The organism is Methylobacterium sp. 092160098-2, from assembly GCF_028920805.1.
Taxonomy (GTDB): Bacteria; Pseudomonadota; Alphaproteobacteria; order Rhizobiales; family Beijerinckiaceae; genus Methylobacterium; species Methylobacterium fujisawaense.
The window spans coordinates 4370157-4389090 of record NZ_JAQPZJ010000001.1 but is presented as its reverse complement, the minus strand read 5'-3'; the positions used below and the strand labels follow the sequence as shown (position 1 = coordinate 4389090).

Sequence of the window (18934 nt, the reverse complement as noted above, 5' to 3'; positions counted from 1 at the left end):
GCAGGGCAGCCATCCGGCGGTCGCGGTCGGGTCTTCACGCCGCGCGGATCGTGGCGAGGAAGCGCCGAACCTCACCGCCGAGGTCCGCGGATTGGCGGGCCAGCGCGGCGGCGCAGGCCTGCACCCGATCGGCGGCCGTCCCGGTCTCTCCGGCAGCCGCGGCAACGGCCGCCATGGTGGTGGTCACCGCGCGGGTGCCGGTGGAGGCCTGCACGACGTTGCGGGCGATCGCCCGGGTGGCCGCCTCCTGCTGCGCCACCGAGGCCGCGACGCTGGCGGCGACCCCGTCGATCTCGCGGATCCGTGCGGTGATCGCGGCGATCACCGCGACCGCCTGATCGGTCACGCCCTGGATGCGGCCGATCTGTCCCGAGACGTCGCCCGTCGCCTGGGCCGCCTGCGCGGCGAGGTCCTTCACCTCGCTCGCCACGATCGCGAAGCCCCGCCCCGCCGCTCCGGCGCGGGCCGCCTCGATGGTGGCGTTGAGCGCCAGCAGGTTGGTCTGACGCGCGATGGCCCCGATCAGCTCCACCACCGCGCCGACCTTGGCGGCGGCGGCGCTGAGATCCTGCACGAGGGTCGCGGTCCGATCCGCTTCGACGACGGCGCTCTGAGCGAGGATGGCCGAGCCGCCGATCTGCCGGCCGATCTCCGCCACGGTGGTTTCGAGTTCCTCGGCGGCGGCCGCCACCGTGCCGACGTCGCGCGCGGCCGTCTCGGCGGCACCCGCGACCGCCGTGGATTCGCCGACGGTCCGCGTCGCCGTGACGGTCATGGTCCGGGCGGTGGTCTGGAGGGCGGCGATCGACTCCGACACCAAGCCGATGATGCGTCCCACCGTCAGCTCGAAACCCTCGGCGAGCCGCAGGAGGGTCCGGCTGCGGTCGGCGGCGGCGTCCTCGGCCTGCCGCCGCGCGGTCTCTGCCTGCTCGACGGCCTTCCGCGCAACGAGGGCCTTGATGCCCGCGACGGCGCTGCCGATGGCACCGATCTCGTCGCTGCGCCGCGCTTCCGGGACCTCCGCGTCGAGCCGCCCGGCCGACATGGCTTTCAGAGCGGCCGTCAACCGGCCGAGGGGGCGGGCGACGCCGACATGCACCACCAGAACACCGATCAGGATGCTGGCGGCGATGCCGCCCGCCGACAGGCTGATCGCCCGGGACAAGGTCGTGCGGGTGTCCGCGCTGAGGGCCGCGGAACCCGTGCGGATCGACGTGCTCAGATCGTCCACGAAGGCGTCGAGGGCGGCAAACAGCGTCTTCTGGAGCGGATCCACCTGCGTGTGCGCCAGCGTCAGGGCCTGGGCGCTCATGCCCTTCTTGGCCATGGCGCACATCTCGCCGGTGAGTGCGATGTAGGTGCCCAGGAGCGTCGCGATCCGGTCGGTCCGAGCGTCGAATGTCGGGGCGTTCCGGCGCACGCCGTCGAGGAGGCGTGCGGCTTCGGCCGGAAGGGGCTCGAACGCGGCGCCGATGCGGTCCGACGCGTCCGGATCGGCCTCGCCGAGGGTGCGGAAGGCCACGTAGCTCATCTGATAGACCACGCGTCCCAGGCGTGCCGCCATCGTGGCCGCCGTGGCGTCGTTGCCGAGATAGGCGCTGTAGGCCGCATCGGCCGCGGTCATCCGTTTGGAGATGTACCATAGAAAGCCGACCGCATTCACCGCGATGAAGGCGAACGCGAAGGCGATCTTGACGGCAATGGGGAACTTGAAGTGGCGACGCACTGGGAAAAACTCCGCGCTGCCGCTGCTTATGTGTCAGCGGATGGCGAAGTCGATTGCGAACGCGAGGCTTGGGACGGATCGGACATCGAATGGGATTGTCGCGCAATCTTTCATCCGGGACGTGTAAATTGATTTTGCGTTCAACCGTCGGCGCGTCGAATCGCTGGGCGTTCCGCGTGTTCGGACGAGTGCGCCCCGGCGGGCCGTCGCGCGCGCGACATCTTCCCCGCGCGGCGGCACTCTTTCAGGGGGCCAGCCAGCCGCCCTGCCAAGCCGACCCGCACCGGTGCCAGGCGGCCCGCCGGTGACCGCGGCGGTCGAGGTAGAGGAAATCCAGGCGCTCCACCCGGACCAGCACGGCGGCGAAATGCGGCCGTCCCAGCGCCCCGGCCGCGGCCTCGTCCGGCAGGGCGTAGGCGTCCCCCGCCGGCAGGGCCGTGCCCGGGCCGGGTTCACTCCCGTAACAGACCCGGCTCATCGCCCGGGACCCGGCCCAGGCCGCCTCGGCCACCGCGTCGTCGACGTGCAGCGCGGCGCGCCCCTCGATGCGGATCTGGATCTTCGTCGCCTCGTCGTAGGCCGTGAGCGCGCAGGCCGGGTTCGCCAGGATCTCGGCGGCCTTGTCGGAGCGGCGGTCGCAGTGGAACCGGAGGGTTCCGGCATCCCGGTCGGCGGCGCGCAGCACCACCGTGCGCAGCCGCGGGCCGCCCGCCGCGCCGAGCGTCGCCACCACCGGCAGGTGGAACCCGCTGCGGCCGTGCGCGGCGCCGTCCGCCAGATGGCCCCACAGCGCCGCGAACGTCGCGTCCAGGTCGTCGTAATAGGCGGGCAGCGGCGCGCGGCTCACGGGCTGCCGCGCCTCCGCCGCCGCTCGCGGAAGATCAGCGCGAGGTTGCGCAGGTAGATCCCGGTGGAGAGCCCCTGGCCGATGATGATCACCGGCTCGCGGCGCACGAACCCGTAGACCAGGGTCATCAGCCCGCCGAGGATCGACAGGAACCAGAACGACAGCGGCATCACGCTCCGCCCGGCCCGCTCGCTGGCGATCCATTGCAGGATGAAGCGCGAGCCGAACACCACCTGTGCGACGATGCCGAAGACCAGCCAGAAATCGAGCCGGGTGACGAACACGTCGTAGAAATAGGCCGGCAGATCGTGGGCGAGCTGGATCAGCATCCGACGTCCTGGTCTGCGGGTTGGCCGGCCGGGTCGACGATCTCCTCGGGCCGCGGATCGGCGCGCTTGCGCCGGATCAGCCACCAGACCCCGGCGAGATCGAGGAGCCCGACCCAGAGGCGGTCGAACAGGCCGTAATTGGACACCCCCGTCAGCCGCGGCCGGTCGACCACGTCGCGGTGGACCACCGAAAAGCCCTCCCGGGCCACCAGGGCCGGCATGAACCGGTGGAGGGCGTCGAAATACGGCAGCCTGAGATATACGGCGCGCCGGAACACCTTCAGGCCGCAGCCGGTATCGCGGGTGGCGTCGTTGAGGATCCGTCCGCGGACGCCGTTGGCGATCCGAGACTGGAGCATTTTGAACGGGCCATCCTTGCGGCCGCGCCGCTGACCCTGGGCGAGGCCGGCGCCGGGCCCCGCCGCCTCCAGGGCTTCCAGCAGGGCGGGGATGAAGGCCGGATCGTTCTGGCCGTCGCCATCGAGGGTCGCGACGATCGCGCCGCGGGCCGCGAGGACGCCGCTGCGCACCGCCGCCGACTGGCCGCCGCTCCGGGCGTGGCGCAGCGCCCGCAGCCAGGGCGCCCGGCCCGGGCCGCCGCCAGGGCCGCCGGGGTGCCGTCGGTGGAGCCGTCATCCACGTAGATCAGTTCGAAAGCCAGCCCCGCGCAGGCGGCCTCGATCTCGGCCACCAGGGGCGCGATGTTGCCGGCCTCGTTCTTGACCGGCACGACGACGCTGAGATGGGGACTCGCGTTCACGGGGCCACCGCGTAGGCCGTCACGAAGACCCGGCGGCCGGTATTGAGGTTGAAACCCTCGACCTCCGCCAGGGGGGCGGGTGCGCCGCGCCCCACTGGCCAGGCCGCGTTGAAGTCGTCGCGGTCCCGGGATTCCACGAAGAGCAGGCGGCAGCCGCCGCCTTCCAGGAAGGATCGCGCCGCGGCGCCGTCGGGCGGCAGGGCGAGGCCGGTGCCGATCAGGAACACGAGGCTCGGCTCGCGGTAGCCCAGGCTCGCCACCTGCGGGTTCGGGCAAGGCACCCGGTCGCGCAGGGCCGCGAGCCGGGGCGAGACCTTCAAAGCCGGCAGCGAACGCTGCGCCACGCCGAGCACCGCCGGACCGAGCAGGGCCGAGGCCAGGACCCCGAGCGCGAGGGCGCGCTCGGCGGATCCCTGCGCGAAGGCGAGCCAGGCCAGGATCGCGACCGCGCAGGCGGCGGCGAGCAGGGGCAGAGCCGGCCACGGGATCGTGTGGGCGTCGAGGCGCCAGCCCGCGAGGCAGAGGCCGAGGCTGAGCGCGACCGGGATCGCCGGCACCAGCAGGGCCGTCAGGCGCGCGCCCCGCAGGCGCGGATCCAGCGCTCCGCGGGACAACGCCAGCACGGTGAGGATCGCGAGCCAGGGCATCAGCGGCAGCACGTAGTGGGGCAGCTTGGTGGGTACCGCCTCGAAGATCAGCCATGCCGGCAGCACCGCGGCGATGAGGAAGGCCACGGCGGGCTCCCGCCGCGCCCGCCACGCGAAGGGCAGGCTCATGGCCGCGAAGGCCGCCCCGGGCCAGAAGGTGGCGAAGAACACGAGCGCGTAGGCCCCAGGTGGCCCCCAGTGCCGCTCCGCCGCCCCGCCGACCTTGCCGAGCATGTCGTGCCCGACGGCCTCGGCGTAGAAGGCGCCGCCGCTCTTCCAGGTGATCGCCGCGAACCAGGGCGCCACCAGCAGGAGCGTGAGGGCGAGGCCCGGCCAGGGCCGGAGGGGCAGCAGCCAGCGGGCGGATCGCGCCCGGAGCGACAGGCCGAGCGCCGGCAGCGCGACGAAGAGCGGCACCATCGGCCCCTTCACCAGGATCCCGACCGCCATCCCGAGCCAGAATGCCGCAAAGGTTGGTCCGGAGGTCGGCCCTGAGGTCGGCCTGCCGTCCCGCGGCGCCAGCCACGCGCGGGCGAGTGCGGCAAGGCTCGCGGTGGCGCAGGCGGCGAGCAGGGCGTCGGTCTTGGCGAGGTGTGCCTCGGCCGAGAGCATCAGGCAGGCGCCGTAGAGGGCGGCCGCCAGCAGTGCGGGCCGGCGGGGCAGGAAGGCCAGCGCCGCCCAGTAGGCGAGCAGCACCGAGGCGATGGCGCCGATCAGCGAGGGGATGCGGTACAGGGCGATCTGGGTGCGGGCCCCGGGCACGCCCAGCGCCTCGCCGGCCGCCACGGCGGCGGCCTGGGCCCAGTAGATCCCCACTGGCTTCTTGTGCCGCGCTTCGCCCTGGAAGCGGATATCCACGAGGTCGCCGCTCTCCAGCATCTGCTTCGAGGCCTGGGCGAAGCGCGGCTCGTCCCGATCCATCGGCTGCAGGGAGATCTGGCCCGGCAGGAACAGGATCAGGCACAGCGCCAGCAGGGCGGCGACGGCCCGGCCATGGGTGAGGCTCAGCGCGTCGAGTCCGCGGCCGATCCGGTCGACTGGGGCGAGGCGCGGAGCGCCGTCGGCGGAGAGGCTCGTGGTCATGCCGGGCCGGTCAATCAGGATCGGGCGGGAAGGTCAAATGCAGCCGCGTCGTCGCCGGTCGCCCCCCGCCGTCGGCGCCCCGATCCCCCTACGTGGCGGCCCGCAGGCGCGCGAAGCCGGCATCGAGGTCGGCCTTGAGGTCGGCGGTGTCCTCGAGGCCGATATGGAAGCGCAGGGCCGGTCCGCCGGGCGCCCACTTCGTGGCGGTCCTGTAGCCGGCACAGTCGAACGGGATCACGAGGCTCTCGAAGCCGCCCCAGGAGAAGCCCATCCCGAACAGCTGCAGCCCGTCCAGCATGGCGGCCAAAGCCACCTCGGGCACCGGCTTGAGGATCACGCCGAACAGGCCCGAGGCGCCCGCGAAGTCGCGCGTCCAGATCGCGTGGCCGGGATCCTCGGGCAGGCCGGGATGGAGCACCCGCAGCACCTCGGGCCGCGCCTGGAACCATCGGGCCATCTCCAGCCCGGCGCGGCCGTGCTCGCGCAGGCGCAGGTTCATGGTGCGCAGGCCGCGCAGCGCCAGGAAGATGTCCTCGGCGCCGGCGCACATGGCGAAATGGTCGAAGGTGCGGCGCACGGCCGGGTAGTAGCGCGCGTTGGCGGAGGTCAGGCCGATCAGCAGGTCCGAGCCGCCGCTCAGGTACTTGGTGCCGGCCTCCACGGCGATGTCGACCCCGCGCTCATGCGGCGGGAACAGCAGCGGCGTCGCCCAGGTGTTGTCCATGATCACGCAGGCGTCGCGGGCGTGCGCGACCTCGGCGATCGCGGGAACGTCCTGCATCTCGAAGCTCTGCGAGCCGGGGGCCTCAACCAGTACGGCCCGGGTGTTCGGGCGCATCAGGTCCGCGATGCCGGCCCCGATGATCGGGTCGTAATAGGTGACCTCGACGCCGTAGCGCGCCAGCACGCCGTCGCAGAACTGGCGGGTCGGCCGGTAGGCGGAATCGGTGACGAGGAGATGGTCGCCCGCCGAGACCGCGGCCATCAGCGCGACGGTGAGCGCCGCGAGGCCCGAGGGCGTCACGACGGTGCCGGCGGCGCCGGCGAGCTCCGTCCAGGCGGTCGTCAGCGCGTCCATGGTGGGCGTCGCCGAGGTGCCGTAATTGTAGCGCCCGCGCCGGTTCTTGATCGCGTCGTAGGTCGGATAGAGGACCGTGGAGCCCCGATAGATCGGCGTGTTCACGAAGCCGTGCTGCTCGCCCGGATCGCGGCCCGCATGCACGAGGCGCGTCGCGGGCGCGAAGGTCTGCTGGGCGTCGGGCGAAGGCTTCAGGGACATCGAGGCTCGGTGATCGCGTTGCGGTGCACCGCACGAAGCGCGCCGCATCCGGCGAGGTCAAGCCGGACGCGGCGTTCCGCAGCCCTGAGACGCCGTGTTTGCCGCGCTCACGGGGTCTCGGGCGAATCGGAGACGGCGGCCTCCTCGTAGGCCTCCATCCAGGCGGCGCGCTCCTGGGAGCCTTCCGGATAGGGGCATTCGCTCACGGGTTTTCCGTAGAGGCGCGCGTTGCGGCCCTGGATGAACGGGCTGTCGCTCGCGGTGGCCTGGACGTTGGTCAATATCGCCTCCCGAAGACTTGAGGGTGGGGCTTCGTTAACGGCCGCGCCGTAAATCTGTTGCCGTCTCAAGTCGCGTCCCGGGTCGTTGCGTGCGTATCCTGCGTTCCCTCCTCGGCGCCGTCCTCGTCCTCGTCTCGACGGCGACCGTCGCCCTCGTCAGCGCCGATCGGCTCGCCCATCTGGCGCCGGCGCCCGTGGTCCGCGCCGCCCAGGCCGAGCCGTCGGCGACGGGGTCGATCCCGGCTCCGGTCAAGGCCGCGCCCGCGCCGAAGCCGGCCGTGCCCAGCATCCCGAACGGGTTCGACACCGAGCGGCTCCACGCGCTGATGCGCGGCGACCCGATCCTGCCGGGCCGCTGAGCACCGTCACGCCTGTCCCGCCCCGGATCGCATCCCGAGGCGCCGGAGCGCGGCGGCGGCCGCGAAGCAGCCTTGCGGCCGGCCGCCGCTAACGCGCCGTGCGGAACACCTGCAGGTCGAGGTCGCGGACCTTCTTGCGCAGGGTGTTGCGGTTGACGCCGAGCAGTTCCGCCGCGCGGATCTGGTTGCCGCGGGTGGCGGCGAGCGCCGCGCCGATCAGCGGGCCTTCGATCTCCCGCAGGATCCGGTGATACAGCCCGGGGGGTGGCAGGGTGTCCCGATAGCCGGAGAAATAATCCGAGAGGTGGCGCTCCACCGCGCTGGACAGGCTCTCGGATTCCCCGTTGGCCTTGCGGGCCGCGCCGTTGGCGGCCGGGGCCGCGGGCGTCGCCAGCGGAAGGGTGTCGAGCTCGGCCTCGATCACCGGGCCGGTGATCGTCTCCTGCGGGTAGAGGGCGGCCAGCCGGCGGACGAGGTTCTCCAACTCGCGGACGTTGCCCGGCCAGCGGTAGCGCTTGAGACGCTCCATGGCGTCCCCGTCGAGGGTCTTCCGGGTCAGGCCCTCGCGCTCGACCAGCACGAAGAAGTGGCGGACGAGATCCGGCACGTCCTCGGAGCGCTCACGCAGGGCCGGCAGCCGCAGGGGCACGACGTTGAGGCGGAAGAACAGGTCCTCGCGGAAGATGCCCTGCTGGATCGAGACCCGCAGGTCCTTGTTGGTGGCCGCGATGATCCGGACGTTGGTGCGGATCGGGACGCGCCCGCCCACGGTCGTGTACTCGCCCTGCTGGAGGACGCGCAGCAGCCGGGTCTGCGCCTCCATGGGCATGTCGCCGATCTCGTCGAGGAACAGCGTCCCGCCCTCGGCCTGCTCGAACCGGCCCGCGGAGCGCTGCAGGGCCCCCGTGAAGGCGCCCTTCTCGTGGCCGAACAGCTCGGATTCGATCAGGTCGCGCGGGATCGCCGCCATGTTGACCGGCACGAACGGGCCGGTGCGGCGGCGGCCGTAATCGTGCAGCGCCCGGGCGACCAGCTCCTTGCCGGTGCCGGACTCGCCGGTGATCATCACGGTGAGGTCGGTCGGCATCAGCCGGGCCAGCGCCCGGTAGATCTCCTGCATGGCGGGCGAGCGCCCGACCAGCGGGATGTCCTCGTTCTCGGGGGGCGCCCCGGCCGGCGCCGCGCCGCGGGGACGCGAGAGCGCCCGGCCCACGATGGCGATCAGCTCCTTCAGGTCGAAGGGCTTGGGCAGGTACTCGTAGGCACCCCGCTCCGAGGCGCGGATCGCCGTCATGAAGGTGTTCTGCGCGCTCATGACGATGATCGGCAGTTCCGGCCGCACGCGCTTGATGCGCGGCAGGAGGTCGAACACGTTCTCGTCGGGCATCACCACGTCGGTGATGACGAGGTCGCCCTCCCCCTGCGCGACCCAGCGCCAGAGGGTGGCGCAATTGCCCGTCGAGCGAACCTCGTAGCCCGCCCGTGACAGCGCTTGGTTGAGCACGGTGCGGATTGCGGCGTCGTCGTCGGCGACGATGATGTGGCCGTTCGGCATGACTCTCTACTCAGACCTCCGACGGGGGGCCGGATTCGGGGATCGACATCACGGATCGACCGCCGATTCGCGCCCGTCCCGGGCACTCGACATCGGCAGAAGGATGCGGAACGCCGTGCGGCGCGGGGCAGGATCGCATTCGACGATCCCACCGTGATCGCCGACGATCTTGGCCACCAATGCAAGACCGAGGCCGGAGCCTTGTGCCTTGGTGGTGACGAACGGATCGAACAGGTCCGGCAGCAGGTCGGCCGAGATGCCCGGGCCGTTGTCGCGCACGGCCACCTCGATCGGCAGGCTGACCCGCTCGCGGGAGCCCGGCACCTGCAGGCGCAGGCCGGTGCGGAAGGCGGTCGACAGGGTGATCTCGCCCTCGACCGCGTCCGGGCCGATCGCCTCCGCGGCGTTCTTCACGAGGTTCAGGATCACCTGGATCAGCTGGTCGCGGTTGCCGAGAACCGGCGGCAGCGACGGGTCGTAGGTCTCGATGAAGCGGATATGCCGCGCGAAGCCCGACTGCGCCGAGCGCTTCACCTGATCGAGCACCCCGTGAACGTTGACGGCACCGCGATCCGAGGGGCGCTCGTCGCCGAACAGCTCCATGCGCTCGACAATGCGGACGATCCGGTCGGATTCGTCGCAGATCAGGCGGGTGAGCAGCCGGTCCTCCTCGGCGCCGGTGCTCTCCAGGAGCTGCGCCGCGCCGCGGATGCCGGCGAGCGGGTTCTTGATCTCGTGGGCCAGCATCGCGCCCAGCGCCACCATCGAGCGCGCCGCCCCGCGATGGGTGAGCTGGCGGTTCATCTTGTCGGCGATGGTCCGCTCCTGGAGCATCATCACCACGGCGTCGCCGTCGTCGCCGAGCGGCGTTGCGAACACGTCGACGCTGCGCTCCACGCCGAGGCGGGGCTGGGTCAGCTCGACCCGGTACTCGCTGACGCTGGCGCGCCGGCGCCGGACCTCGGCCACCAGGGCGATGATCGGCGAGGCGAAGGGAATGATGTCGCGGAGCCGCCGGCGCTGCATCAGCCGCGCCGAGTAATCGAAGAAGGCCTCCGCGGCGTGGTTGCAGTGGAGGATCTGCTCGTCGCCGCCGATGGTCAGGACCGGCAGCGGCAGGGCGTTGAGCACGGCCTCGGCGGCGGTGTCGCGCCGGCTGCCGGTCGCCTGCGGGAGAGAATCGTCGCTCACGCGGCCTCCTGGACAGGATCCGCCGAGCCTGCAAAGGCGCGGGCCAGCAGGGCCTGGGCCATCGACGGATCGGTGGTGGTGAGCAGCGCCGCGCGCTCGGCCGGGTCCAGCGCCCCTCCGGCCTCGGCATAGGCGGCGAGGTGCTTGCGCGCGTGCCGCACGCCCATGTCCCGGCCGTAGAGCGACAGGAGCCCCGCATAGTGCTCGGCGGCCAGGGAGGCCTGATCGGCCCGTGCCGGTTCCGGCATCGGCCGCCCGGCCAGGGCCGACGCGATGTGCCCGACCAGCCAGGGCCGGCCGGTCGCCGCCCGGCCGATCATCACCCCCGCCGCCCCGGACGCCGCGAGGCAGGCCCGGGCGCTGGCGAGGTCGGTCACGTCGCCGTTGGCGATCACCGGGATCGACACCGCCGCGACCACCGAGCGGATCGCCGCCCAGTCGGCGCGGCCCTTGTAGAATTGCTGCCGGGTCCGCCCGTGGACGGTCACGGCGTTGAGGCCCAGCCGCTCGGCGCGGGCGGCGAGATCGGCGGCGTTGCGGCTCGCGTCGTCCCAGCCGAGGCGCATCTTCACGGTCACCGGGACCGACACCGCGCCCCGCACGGCCGCGAGTAGGCGCTCGGCGTGGTCGAGGTCGCGCATCAGCGCCGAGCCTGACGCGATCCCCGTGACGATCTTGGCCGGGCAGCCCATGTTCACGTCGATCACGTGGGCGCCCCCGGCCTCCGCCAGCCGGGCCGCCTCCGCCATCGGGGCGGCCTCGCAGCCCGCGAGCTGGACCACGTGCAGGTCGACGCCGGAGCCTTCCGCGCGCAGGGTGGCCTCGCAGGAGCCGCGGGTGAATTCCCGCGCCGCCACCATCTCGGAGATGACCGCGTCGGCGCCGCAGCGGCGGGCGATGCGGCGCATGTGCAGGTCGGTGACACCCGAAAGCGGGGCAAGCAGGCAGAGCGGGGCGGCGTCTGCCGCTCCGGCCTTCGCACCTTCGCGGCGCAGCGCGCTCAAATAATGGTCAGTCGTCATTCTGCACAACAATGAGGCAAGCCCGGCCCGCTGGCAAGCGGGACCGCGCGTTGATTTCGGGCCCTCCCCCGCTTAAACGACGGGCACCCTCTGCGGCAGGCTTCCGGCGGCAGCGCTGGCCCGCGCGCCGGCCGCCCCTCCGCTCCTCAGGCCCTCACGAGTTCGTCGCCCATGTCCGCCACCGGCACGCCAGCCATCGGACCCGCCAGCGCGGGAGCCGGCGTCGCCGCGGTGGTGGTGGCCGCGGGCCGCGGTATCCGCATCGGCGGCGGCACGCCCAAGCAGTACCGCCGGGTCGGCGGACAGGCGGTCCTCACCCGCACCCTGGCGGCCCTCGCCGCGGATGACGGGATCGCGCGCATCCAGCCGGTGATCGCCGCCGACGCGGCGGACTTCTTCCGGAACTGCCTGGACGAACTTCCACCCGCAATCCGCGCGAAGATCACGGCGCCGGTGGCGGGCGGGGCGACCCGCCAGCTCTCCGTGCGCGCCGGGCTCGAAGCCCTGGCGGTCGGGTCGGCGCCCGAGATCGTTCTGGTCCACGACGCGGCGCGCCCCTACGTGGACGCCGCGCTCATCGCCCGGGCGATCGCGGCGGGGCGGGATCACGGCGCGGCCGTACCCGGCGTCCCGGTGACCGACACGGTCAAGCGCGTCGTCGATATCGCGCCCGGCATCGGCCGGGTGCACGAGACGCCGCCCCGGGAGCACCTCCGCGCGGTGCAGACGCCCCAGGCCTTCACCTTCGGTCCGCTGCTCGCCGCCCACCGGGACGCCGCCGCGCAGGGCCTCGACGGCTTCACCGACGACGGCGCGCTCGCCGAATGGGCCGGCCTGCCGGTGGTGGTCTTTGCGGGCGACGTCGCCAACCGCAAGATCACCCAGCCCGCCGACCTGATCGAGGCGGACCGCGCCTTCGCGACCGAGACCACCGAATTGCCAGCGCCGGGAGCCCGCGCCATGACCACCTATGTGACCCGCCTCGGCACCGGCTTCGACGTGCACGCCTTCACCACCGGCGACCATGTCTGGCTGGGCGGCGTGAAGATCCCCGCGGATCGGGGCGTCCTCGCCCATTCCGACGGCGACGTGGCGCTGCACGCCCTGACCGATGCGCTGCTCGGCGCCATCGCGGACGGCGACATCGGCACCCATTTCCCGCCCTCCGACGAGCGCTGGCGCGGGGCGTCCTCGGACCAGTTCCTGGCCCATGCCTGCGGGCTGGTCCGTGCCCGCGGCGGCCGCATCGACCACCTCGACATCACCGTGCTGGCCGAGGCGCCGCGCATCGGGAAGCACCGCGAAGAGATCCGCGCGCGCATCGCCGCCATCGCGGGCGTGCCGCTCTCGGCGGTCTCCATCAAGGCGACGACCACCGAGAAGCTCGGCTTCGTCGGCCGGGCCGAAGGCCTCGCCGCCCAGGCCGCCGCGACCGTGCGGCTGCCCGAGGAGGACGGTCCCGCCCTCGATGCGCAGGCCGAGACCGCGATGCGGCAGGGCTGACGTCGTCGGCGCGCCGGCGGCCCATCGAGCCCGAAGCCTCGGGTGTGGATCGGCGGCGCGACCCTCGGAGGCGCTGCCCTGGGTGGCGTTGCGACGGTCTGCCGTCGGCGGCCGAACGTCAAAGGCGGACTTCGCATCACGGGCTCAGGGACCGTCGTACGCCCCGTCCGTGACCTGTTCCATCCACGTCACCGCCTCGCCGTCCAGGCGCTCCTGGATGGCGATATGTGTCATCGCCGCGGACGCGGTCGCTCCGTGCCAGTGTCGCTCGTTCGGCTCGAACCAGACGACGTCGCCCGGTGCGATCTCCTCGATGGGGCCGCCTTCACGTTGGACCCACCCGCGCCCGAACGTGACGATCAGCGTCTGGCCGAGCGGGTGTGTGTGCCACGCCGTGCGCGCACCCGGCTCGAAGGTCACGCTCGCCATGGCGACCCGGGCCGGATCGGGGGCGCTGTGAAGTGGGTCGATCCGGACCGTGCCGGTGAACCACGCGGACGGTCCCTGACCCGACGGCTGGCTTCCGCTGCGCTTGATGTCCATCCGATTAATTCTCCTGCGTTCCGGACGTCGCCTAGAGCGACCAGCCTCCATCGACCGAGATCGACGCGCCGGTCACGAACGAACCGAGGTCCGAACACATCCATAGGACGGCGTCCGCGATCTCCTCGGGCTTGCCCAGTCGCCCGACCGGCTCAAGAGCGATGGCTTTCTGGATGTCGCCGCCGGTGAAGCGGTCCATCATCGGCGTCTCGATGTTCCCCGGCAGGACGGCGTTCACCCGGATGTTCGACTTCGCATAGTCGAGGGCGGCGGACTTGGTGAGGCCGATGAGCGCGTGCTTGGAGGCGGCATAGCTCGCCCCTCCCGCCACGCCCCTGATGGCCGCACCGGACGCGGTGTTCACCACCACGCCGCTGCCCTGGCGCAGCATCTGAGCGATCTCCTGCTTCATGCACAGGAATGTGCCGCGCAGGTTGACGTCGAGGATCCGGTCCCACTCATCCAGAGCGATCTCGTGGACCGGAGCGGCCTTGTTCTCGATGCCTGCATTGTTGAAGGCGCAGTCGAGGCGGCCGAACTGCGCGACGGTGCTGGCCACCGCTGCTTCCACGTCCGCCGGGACCGACACGTCGCAGCGGATCGCCAGCACCGCGCCGCCGTCCGCTTCGATCTCGGCCCTGAGTTTTTCCAGCGGCGCCTCGGCGCGGTCCGTGATCGCGACCTGAGCCCCCTCCCTCGCGAAGGCGATGGCGGTAGCCCGGCCGATGCCGCTGGCGGCGCCCGTGACGAAAGCGACCTTTCCTATGAAACGGCGCATGTCCTGATGTCCTCGCTGACCTCGATGAGGGGCCTGACGTAGACATCGCGCAGCGTTCGGGTCAGCCGTGTCCCCTTCAATGAGGCGATGAGCGGAGTTCACCGCCGAATGGCATTGGCCTTACAGGCCAAGCGGTCTCACCTCACGGATCAGGTCGACGAGGAGCCGCAATCCCGTCGGCAACTGGCGACGTCCGGGATAGTAGAGGTGGAAGCCGGCCCCCGCGACGACCCAGTCTGCCAGCACGATGCGTAGCTCGCCGCGGGCGACTGACGGTCCGACGCAGGGTTCCGGAAGATAGGCAAGCCCGCCGCCCGCCGCCGCCAGGGTCAGGGCGAATTGCGTGTTGTCGAGCGTGACCGCCCCTGGAACGTCGAGCGCGATCGTCTCGCCCTCCCTCTCGAACTCCCATCGGTAGAGGCGGTCGTCGCCGAGGCGGATGCGCAGGCATCGGTGAGCCGCGAGGTCGCGGGGATGATCGGGCGTCCCGTGGCGCTCAAGGTAGGACGGCCGACCGACCACGACCCAGCGCAGATCGGCCGACAGGCGCTGTGCCACCATGTCCTGGGGAACCGTTCCGCCATACCGAATGCCCGCATCGGCTCCGGCGTCCACCACGTCGAGCAGGTCGTTGGACACCCGGACGTCGATCTCGACCCGCGGATGGCGTTCGTGGAAGAGGGGCAGCACAGGGGCGAGCAGCAGCGTGCTCGCATGTTCGAGCACATTGAGGCGGATCCGGCCTGTGGCTTTGGCCGGCTCGCGGTGCTGATTGAGCAGGTCGAGTGCGCAGCCGATCGCTGCGAAAGGCGCATCCAGGGACGCGAGCAGATCTTCCCCTGCCGCGGTAAGGGTGACGCTGCGGCTGGTGCGGTTGACCAGCCGCACGCCGAGGCGCGCCTCCATCGATTTGAGCGCGTGGCTCAACGCGGAGGCGCTGACGCCAAGCTCCAGGCCCGCATGCCGAAAGTTGCGATGGCGCGCGATGGCGAGGAAGGTTCCGAGATCGGCGAGCTCGGTCCGGTTGATGCGCATCGAGGCAGTGGAAGGCCGGCGCGCGGGAAAGCAAGTCGTGCCGCATCCCGACTGCGCCGTGTCGAAAGCGGCCCCCGAGGCTGCCGAGCCGCGCGACCGCCGGCCCTAGGCCACCCGCAGCAGCAGTGCGATCGCCGCGATGGCCAAAGCCGCCATCGTCAGCAGGATGCCGCCGCCCCGGCAGGCGAACTGGCGCGGGGAGTTTGGGGGCGCGAACATCCCGATCGGGTGCAGGATCCGGCCGACCAGCAGGGCGATCAGCAGGGCCTGGACCAGAGTGTGGCCGCCGCCGCCCGCCTCCAGCAGGCCGATGACGATGAGCGCCAGGGGCACGTATTCCGCGAAATTGGCGTGCGAGCGGACGCGCTTGAGCATCGTCTCGTCGCCCCCGTCCCCGAACAGCACGTTGCCGGAGACGCGGCTCGCCATCACCCAGCCCGAGAGGCCGAGGTACACGAGGGCGAGCAGCCCGGCAAAGACGGCCGTGGTCGCGGGGAAGATCATGGATGGGTGTCTCCGATGGCGGCCGCCGGTCCTTGAGCCGGGCTCGGCCTTGGGTCACAACACGAGATAGGGCGCAGCCGCCTGATGGGAGCCCGTTCGCGATGATCGAAGACGCAGAGCTTCTCGCGCGGGCCGAGGCGCTGGTGGCGGCCTACACGGCGGCCCGGCGCACGATCGCCACGGCCGAATCCTGCACGGGCGGGCTCGTGGCGGGCCTGCTGACCGCGGTACCGGGCTCCTCGGCCGTCGTGGAGCGCGGGTTCGTGACCTACTCGAACGAGGCCAAGGCCGAAGCCATCGGCGTGCCGATGGATCTGATCCGCCAGCACGGTGCCGTGAGCGCGCCGGTGGCGGGAGCGATGGCCGCGGGCGCACTCGCCGCATCGCGGGCCTCCGTCGCGGTGGCGATCACCGGCATTGCCGGACCCGGCGGCGGCAGCGCCGAGAAACCGGTCGGACTCGTGCATTTCGGCCTCGCCCAGAGGGAGGGCGGCATCCGCCTTCTGGAGCGTCGCTACGGCGATCTCGGACGCGCGGGCATCCGCTGCGCTGCGGTCGCCGACGCCCTCGGCCTTCTGGAGGAGGCCATTCGCGGCTGACCGCAACCCGGGAGGGACGTCCATGGACAGGGTGACGACGCGCCTCTGCATCGTCGGCGGCGGCCCGGCCGGGATGATGGCCGGACTGCTCTTCGCCCGCGCCGGGATCGACGTGACCGTCCTGGAGAAGCACGCGGATTTCCTGCGCGACTTCCGCGGCGACACGATCCACCCCTCGACCCTCGACCTGATGGACGAGCTGGGCTTCACGGAGCGCTTCCGCGCCCTCCCCCAGCGGCGCGTCGAGACCTTTTCGGGCGTCGTCGACGGACGCAGCTACCGGGTCGCCGATTTCAGCCGGCTGCCGACCCGGAACCGCTTCCTGTCCTTCATGCCGCAATGGGACTTTTTGGATTTTCTGGCCGGCGCGGCGGCCCAGTATTCGGGGTTCCGGCTGCTCCGCCGGACCGAGGCCCGCGATCTCATCGAGGCGGATGGTCGGATCGCGGGCGTGCGGGCCGAGGGACCGGATAGGCCGGTGGAGATCCGGTCCGATCTCGTGCTCTGTGCGGATGGCCGTCACTCGCGTATGCGCGCGCGCGCGGGCTTTACGCCCCGGGCCTTCGGGGCGCCGATCGACGTGCTGTGGTTCCGCCTGCCGCGCCGGGAAGGCGACCCGGAGGCGGCGGCCGGACGGTTCGGTCCGGGGCGGATCCTGATCACCCTCGACCGGGGCGACCTATGGCAATGCGCCTACGTGGTGCCGAAGGGCGGCGACGCGGAGCTCCGCGCGAAGGGCCTGCCGGCCTTCCGGGCGGCGGTGGCGGCGATCGCGCCGTTCCTGGCCGACCGCACCGCGGCCATCGCCGATTGGGACGACGTCAAGCTCCTGACCGTCACCGTCGACCGGCTCGACCGCTGGTACCGACCCGGGCTGCTCTGTATCGGCGATGCCGCGCACGCGATGTCGCCCGTGGGCGGCGTCGGGATCAACCTGGCGATCCAGGATGCGGTGGCGGCGGCCAACCTCCTGGTCGAGCCCCTGCGGGCCGGTCGGCTCTCGGAGGCCGATCTCGCCCGGGTCCAGGCCCGGCGGATGTTCCCGGTCCGGGCGACCCAGGCGCTCCAGCGGATGATCCAGTCCCGGGTGATCGCCGCGTCCCTCGCGGCCGATGCGCCGTTCCGGGCGCCCCTGGCGCTGCGCCTCCTCGATGCCGTGCCGCGACTGCAGGTCCTGCCGGCGCGGATGATCGGCATGGGCGTGCGGCCGGAGCACGTGCGTGCGCCGCTGCGCGCCTGACGCCCCTTCCCCGAACGCGGCGGAGCCATCCAGGGCCGGCCCTGCGGGCTTCGCGGCGCGCGGTGACGGTGCGGCCTATGCTCCGGCGCCGTACATCCGGTTGGCGCGCCCCTCGAAGGCGTCGGTGAACTTGCGGAAGGCCCGGTCGAACATGGTGCCCATGAGGAGCCCCAGGGTGCGGCTCTTGAACTCGTAGGTGATGAAGAAGTCGACGTTGCACCCCCCGTTCGGCGCATCCTTGAAGAGCCAGCGGTTTTCCAGATGCCGGAACGGACCGTCGATATACTCGGCCACGATCTTGAGGTTCGCGGGATCGAGGGTGACCCGGGTGGTGAAGCGCTCGCGGATCGCCTTGTAGCCCACGCCCATCTCGGCGATCAGCACTTGGCCGCCGTCGGGCATGTCCTGGCGGCGGATGATCCGCAGGGATTCGCAGAGCGGCAGGAACTCTGGATAGCGCTCCACGTCGGCGACGAGGTCGTACATCTGCTGCGGCGTGTGCTTCACCGCGCGGGTGACCCGGAAGGACGGCATGGTGTTGGGATTTCCTCAGGCCGAGAGCGCGGGCGACAGTTTCGCGAGGCGGGCCGCCTGAAGGCGCGAAAAGTCCTCGCCGGCGTGGTGCGACGAGCGGGTGAGCGGTGTGGCCGAGACCAGCAGGAAGCCCTTGGCGTAAGCGGTGGTCTCGTAGGCCTTGAATTCGTCGGGCGGCACGAAGCGCACGACCTCGTGGTGCTTCTTCGACGGCTGCAGATACTGGCCGATGGTCAGGAAGTCGACGTCGGCCGAGCGCAGGTCGTCCATCAGCTGGAGCACCTCGTTCCGCTCCTCGCCGAGCCCGACCATGATGCCGGACTTGGTGAAGATCGTCGGGTCGAGCTCCTTCACCCGCTGGAGCAGGCGCACCGAGTGGAAGTAGCGGGCGCCGGGCCGCACCGTCAGATACTTGGCCGGGACCGTCTCGAGGTTGTGGTTGAACACGTCGGGCTTGGCGGCGACGACGACCTCCAGAGCCCCGTCCTTGCGCAGGAAGTCGGGGGTCAGGATCTCGACGGTCGTGCCGGGGCTCGCCCGGCGGATCGCCGCGATGGTGCGGGCGAAGTGCTCGGCGCCGCCGTCCTTCAGGTCGTCCCGGTCCACCGAGGTGATCACCACGTGGTGCAGGCCGAGCTTCGCCACCGAATCGGCGATCTTCTCGGGCTCCGCGGCGTCGAGGGCGTCGGGCAGGCCGGTGCGGACGTTGCAGAAGGCGCAGGCCCGCGTGCAGGTGTCGCCCATGATCATGAAGGTGGCGTGCCGCTTCTCCCAGCACTCGCCGATATTGGGGCAGCCGGCCTCCTCGCAGACCGTGACGAGGCCGTGCTCGCGCACGATCTTCTGCGTCTCGGTCCAGGCCTTGGAGCCGGGCGCCTTCACGCGGATCCAGTCCGGCTTCTTGGCCTGGACGGGCTGGTCAGGCCGGTGCGCCTTCTCGGGATGGCGCAGGCGCGCGGTGCGCGGATCGTTCTTCAGGATGTCGAGGACGACGGCCATGGGTCGGGGGCTGCCACACCGCGGGGAGGCGCCCGTGGGCGCGGTCGGGATCGCCCTGACTTAAGGCCCAAGGCGTCGCGCCGCAAACCGCCGCGACGCCGGGCCGCCCCGCGGCGGTTG

19 protein-coding genes and 1 pseudogene are annotated in these 18934 nt (G+C 71.8%); 4 read left to right on the top strand and 16 right to left on the bottom strand.

The window, feature by feature from the left end; all coding sequences use genetic code 11:
- Positions 1-34 precede the first annotated feature (34 nt).
- From PQI07_RS20745 to PQI07_RS20715, 7 genes and pseudogenes are all read right to left on the bottom strand, one after another.
- Positions 35-1726 carry a methyl-accepting chemotaxis protein gene (locus PQI07_RS20745; RefSeq protein ID WP_274927305.1) on the bottom strand — a complete coding sequence of 564 codons (1692 nt, stop codon included), beginning with the start codon at positions 1724-1726 and terminating at the stop codon, positions 35-37.
- A gap of 244 nt (positions 1727-1970) precedes the next feature.
- A complete protein-coding gene (locus tag PQI07_RS20740) occupies positions 1971-2573 on the bottom strand; it encodes a pyridoxamine 5'-phosphate oxidase family protein (RefSeq protein WP_043349369.1) in 603 nt (200 codons plus the stop codon).
- A complete protein-coding gene (locus tag PQI07_RS20735) occupies positions 2570-2902 on the bottom strand; it encodes a lipid-A-disaccharide synthase N-terminal domain-containing protein (RefSeq protein ID WP_043349371.1) in 333 nt (110 codons plus the stop codon). Before PQI07_RS20735 ends, PQI07_RS20740 begins: the two co-directional genes overlap by 4 nt.
- A pseudogene (locus PQI07_RS20730) lies at positions 2896-3662 on the bottom strand (glycosyltransferase). Before PQI07_RS20730 ends, PQI07_RS20735 begins: the two are co-directional and overlap by 7 nt.
- The gene (locus PQI07_RS20725; RefSeq protein ID WP_274927304.1) at positions 3659-5392 is read right to left on the bottom strand and encodes an ArnT family glycosyltransferase; all 1734 of its coding nucleotides are present in this window, start codon (positions 5390-5392) and stop codon (positions 3659-3661) included. Before PQI07_RS20725 ends, PQI07_RS20730 begins: the two are co-directional and overlap by 4 nt.
- Positions 5393-5480: 88 nt before the next feature.
- Positions 5481-6671, bottom strand: a complete 1191-nt coding sequence (gene metC, locus PQI07_RS20720; protein WP_043757405.1) for a cystathionine beta-lyase — start codon at positions 6669-6671, stop codon at positions 5481-5483.
- A 107-nt stretch (positions 6672-6778) separates the two neighbouring features.
- On the bottom strand, positions 6779-6952 hold the full coding sequence (locus PQI07_RS20715; protein ID WP_164706383.1) for a ribosome modulation factor: 174 nt from the start codon (positions 6950-6952) through the stop codon (positions 6779-6781).
- A gap of 89 nt (positions 6953-7041) precedes the next feature.
- Between PQI07_RS20715 and PQI07_RS20710 the strand changes: the two genes are divergently transcribed.
- On the top strand, positions 7042-7311 hold the full coding sequence (locus PQI07_RS20710; protein WP_043384437.1) for a hypothetical protein: 270 nt from the start codon (positions 7042-7044) through the stop codon (positions 7309-7311).
- Positions 7312-7399: 88 nt separating this feature from the next.
- On the opposite strand, the gene ntrC is transcribed toward PQI07_RS20710, so the two are convergent.
- Genes ntrC through dusB form a run of 3 tightly spaced genes read right to left on the bottom strand, consistent with a single transcriptional unit; the run spans position 7400 to position 11079 of the window.
- Positions 7400-8866, bottom strand: a complete 1467-nt coding sequence (ntrC, locus tag PQI07_RS20705; RefSeq protein WP_043384440.1) for a nitrogen regulation protein NR(I) — start codon at positions 8864-8866, stop codon at positions 7400-7402.
- A 48-nt stretch (positions 8867-8914) separates the two neighbouring features.
- Positions 8915-10057 carry a two-component system sensor histidine kinase NtrB gene (locus PQI07_RS20700; RefSeq protein ID WP_274927303.1) on the bottom strand — a complete coding sequence of 381 codons (1143 nt, stop codon included), beginning with the start codon at positions 10055-10057 and terminating at the stop codon, positions 8915-8917.
- Positions 10054-11079 (bottom strand): tRNA dihydrouridine synthase DusB, encoded by a 1026-nt coding sequence (gene dusB / locus PQI07_RS20695; protein ID WP_274927302.1) that lies wholly within the window; start codon positions 11077-11079, stop codon positions 10054-10056. The genes PQI07_RS20700 and dusB overlap by 4 nt, the downstream gene beginning before the upstream one ends.
- 171 nt (positions 11080-11250) lie before the next feature.
- Between dusB and PQI07_RS20690 the strand changes: the two genes are divergently transcribed.
- Positions 11251-12582 (top strand): bifunctional 2-C-methyl-D-erythritol 4-phosphate cytidylyltransferase/2-C-methyl-D-erythritol 2,4-cyclodiphosphate synthase, encoded by a 1332-nt coding sequence (locus PQI07_RS20690; protein ID WP_043757413.1) that lies wholly within the window; start codon positions 11251-11253, stop codon positions 12580-12582.
- A 144-nt stretch (positions 12583-12726) separates the two neighbouring features.
- Here the strand turns inward: PQI07_RS20690 and PQI07_RS20685 are convergent, their stop codons facing one another.
- From PQI07_RS20685 to PQI07_RS20670, 4 genes are all read right to left on the bottom strand, one after another.
- The gene (locus tag PQI07_RS20685) at positions 12727-13125 is read right to left on the bottom strand and encodes a (R)-mandelonitrile lyase (RefSeq protein WP_274927301.1); all 399 of its coding nucleotides are present in this window, start codon (positions 13123-13125) and stop codon (positions 12727-12729) included.
- 31 nt (positions 13126-13156) lie between these two features.
- Positions 13157-13903 carry an SDR family NAD(P)-dependent oxidoreductase gene (locus PQI07_RS20680; RefSeq protein ID WP_274927300.1) on the bottom strand — a complete coding sequence of 249 codons (747 nt, stop codon included), beginning with the start codon at positions 13901-13903 and terminating at the stop codon, positions 13157-13159.
- Positions 13904-14023: 120 nt separating this feature from the next.
- Positions 14024-14938, bottom strand: a complete 915-nt coding sequence (locus PQI07_RS20675; protein WP_274927299.1) for a LysR family transcriptional regulator — start codon at positions 14936-14938, stop codon at positions 14024-14026.
- A 105-nt stretch (positions 14939-15043) separates the two neighbouring features.
- The gene (locus PQI07_RS20670) at positions 15044-15442 is read right to left on the bottom strand and encodes an MAPEG family protein (RefSeq protein WP_043757423.1); all 399 of its coding nucleotides are present in this window, start codon (positions 15440-15442) and stop codon (positions 15044-15046) included.
- 101 nt (positions 15443-15543) lie between these two features.
- Between PQI07_RS20670 and PQI07_RS20665 the strand changes: the two genes are divergently transcribed.
- Together PQI07_RS20665 and PQI07_RS20660 are read left to right on the top strand one after the other, a co-directional pair.
- Positions 15544-16041, top strand: coding sequence for a CinA family protein (locus tag PQI07_RS20665; protein WP_274927298.1), 498 nt, complete (start codon positions 15544-15546; stop codon positions 16039-16041).
- A gap of 22 nt (positions 16042-16063) precedes the next feature.
- Entirely contained in the window at positions 16064-17281 is a 1218-nt protein-coding gene (locus PQI07_RS20660) for an FAD-dependent oxidoreductase (protein WP_274927297.1), read from the top strand.
- A gap of 75 nt (positions 17282-17356) precedes the next feature.
- On the opposite strand, the gene PQI07_RS20655 is transcribed toward PQI07_RS20660, so the two are convergent.
- Positions 17357-17815, bottom strand: coding sequence for a type II toxin-antitoxin system RatA family toxin (locus PQI07_RS20655; protein ID WP_043352527.1), 459 nt, complete (start codon positions 17813-17815; stop codon positions 17357-17359).
- Positions 17816-17830: 15 nt separating this feature from the next.
- The gene (gene lipA / locus PQI07_RS20650) at positions 17831-18814 is read right to left on the bottom strand and encodes a lipoyl synthase (RefSeq protein WP_043352529.1); all 984 of its coding nucleotides are present in this window, start codon (positions 18812-18814) and stop codon (positions 17831-17833) included.
- Positions 18815-18934 lie beyond the last annotated feature (120 nt).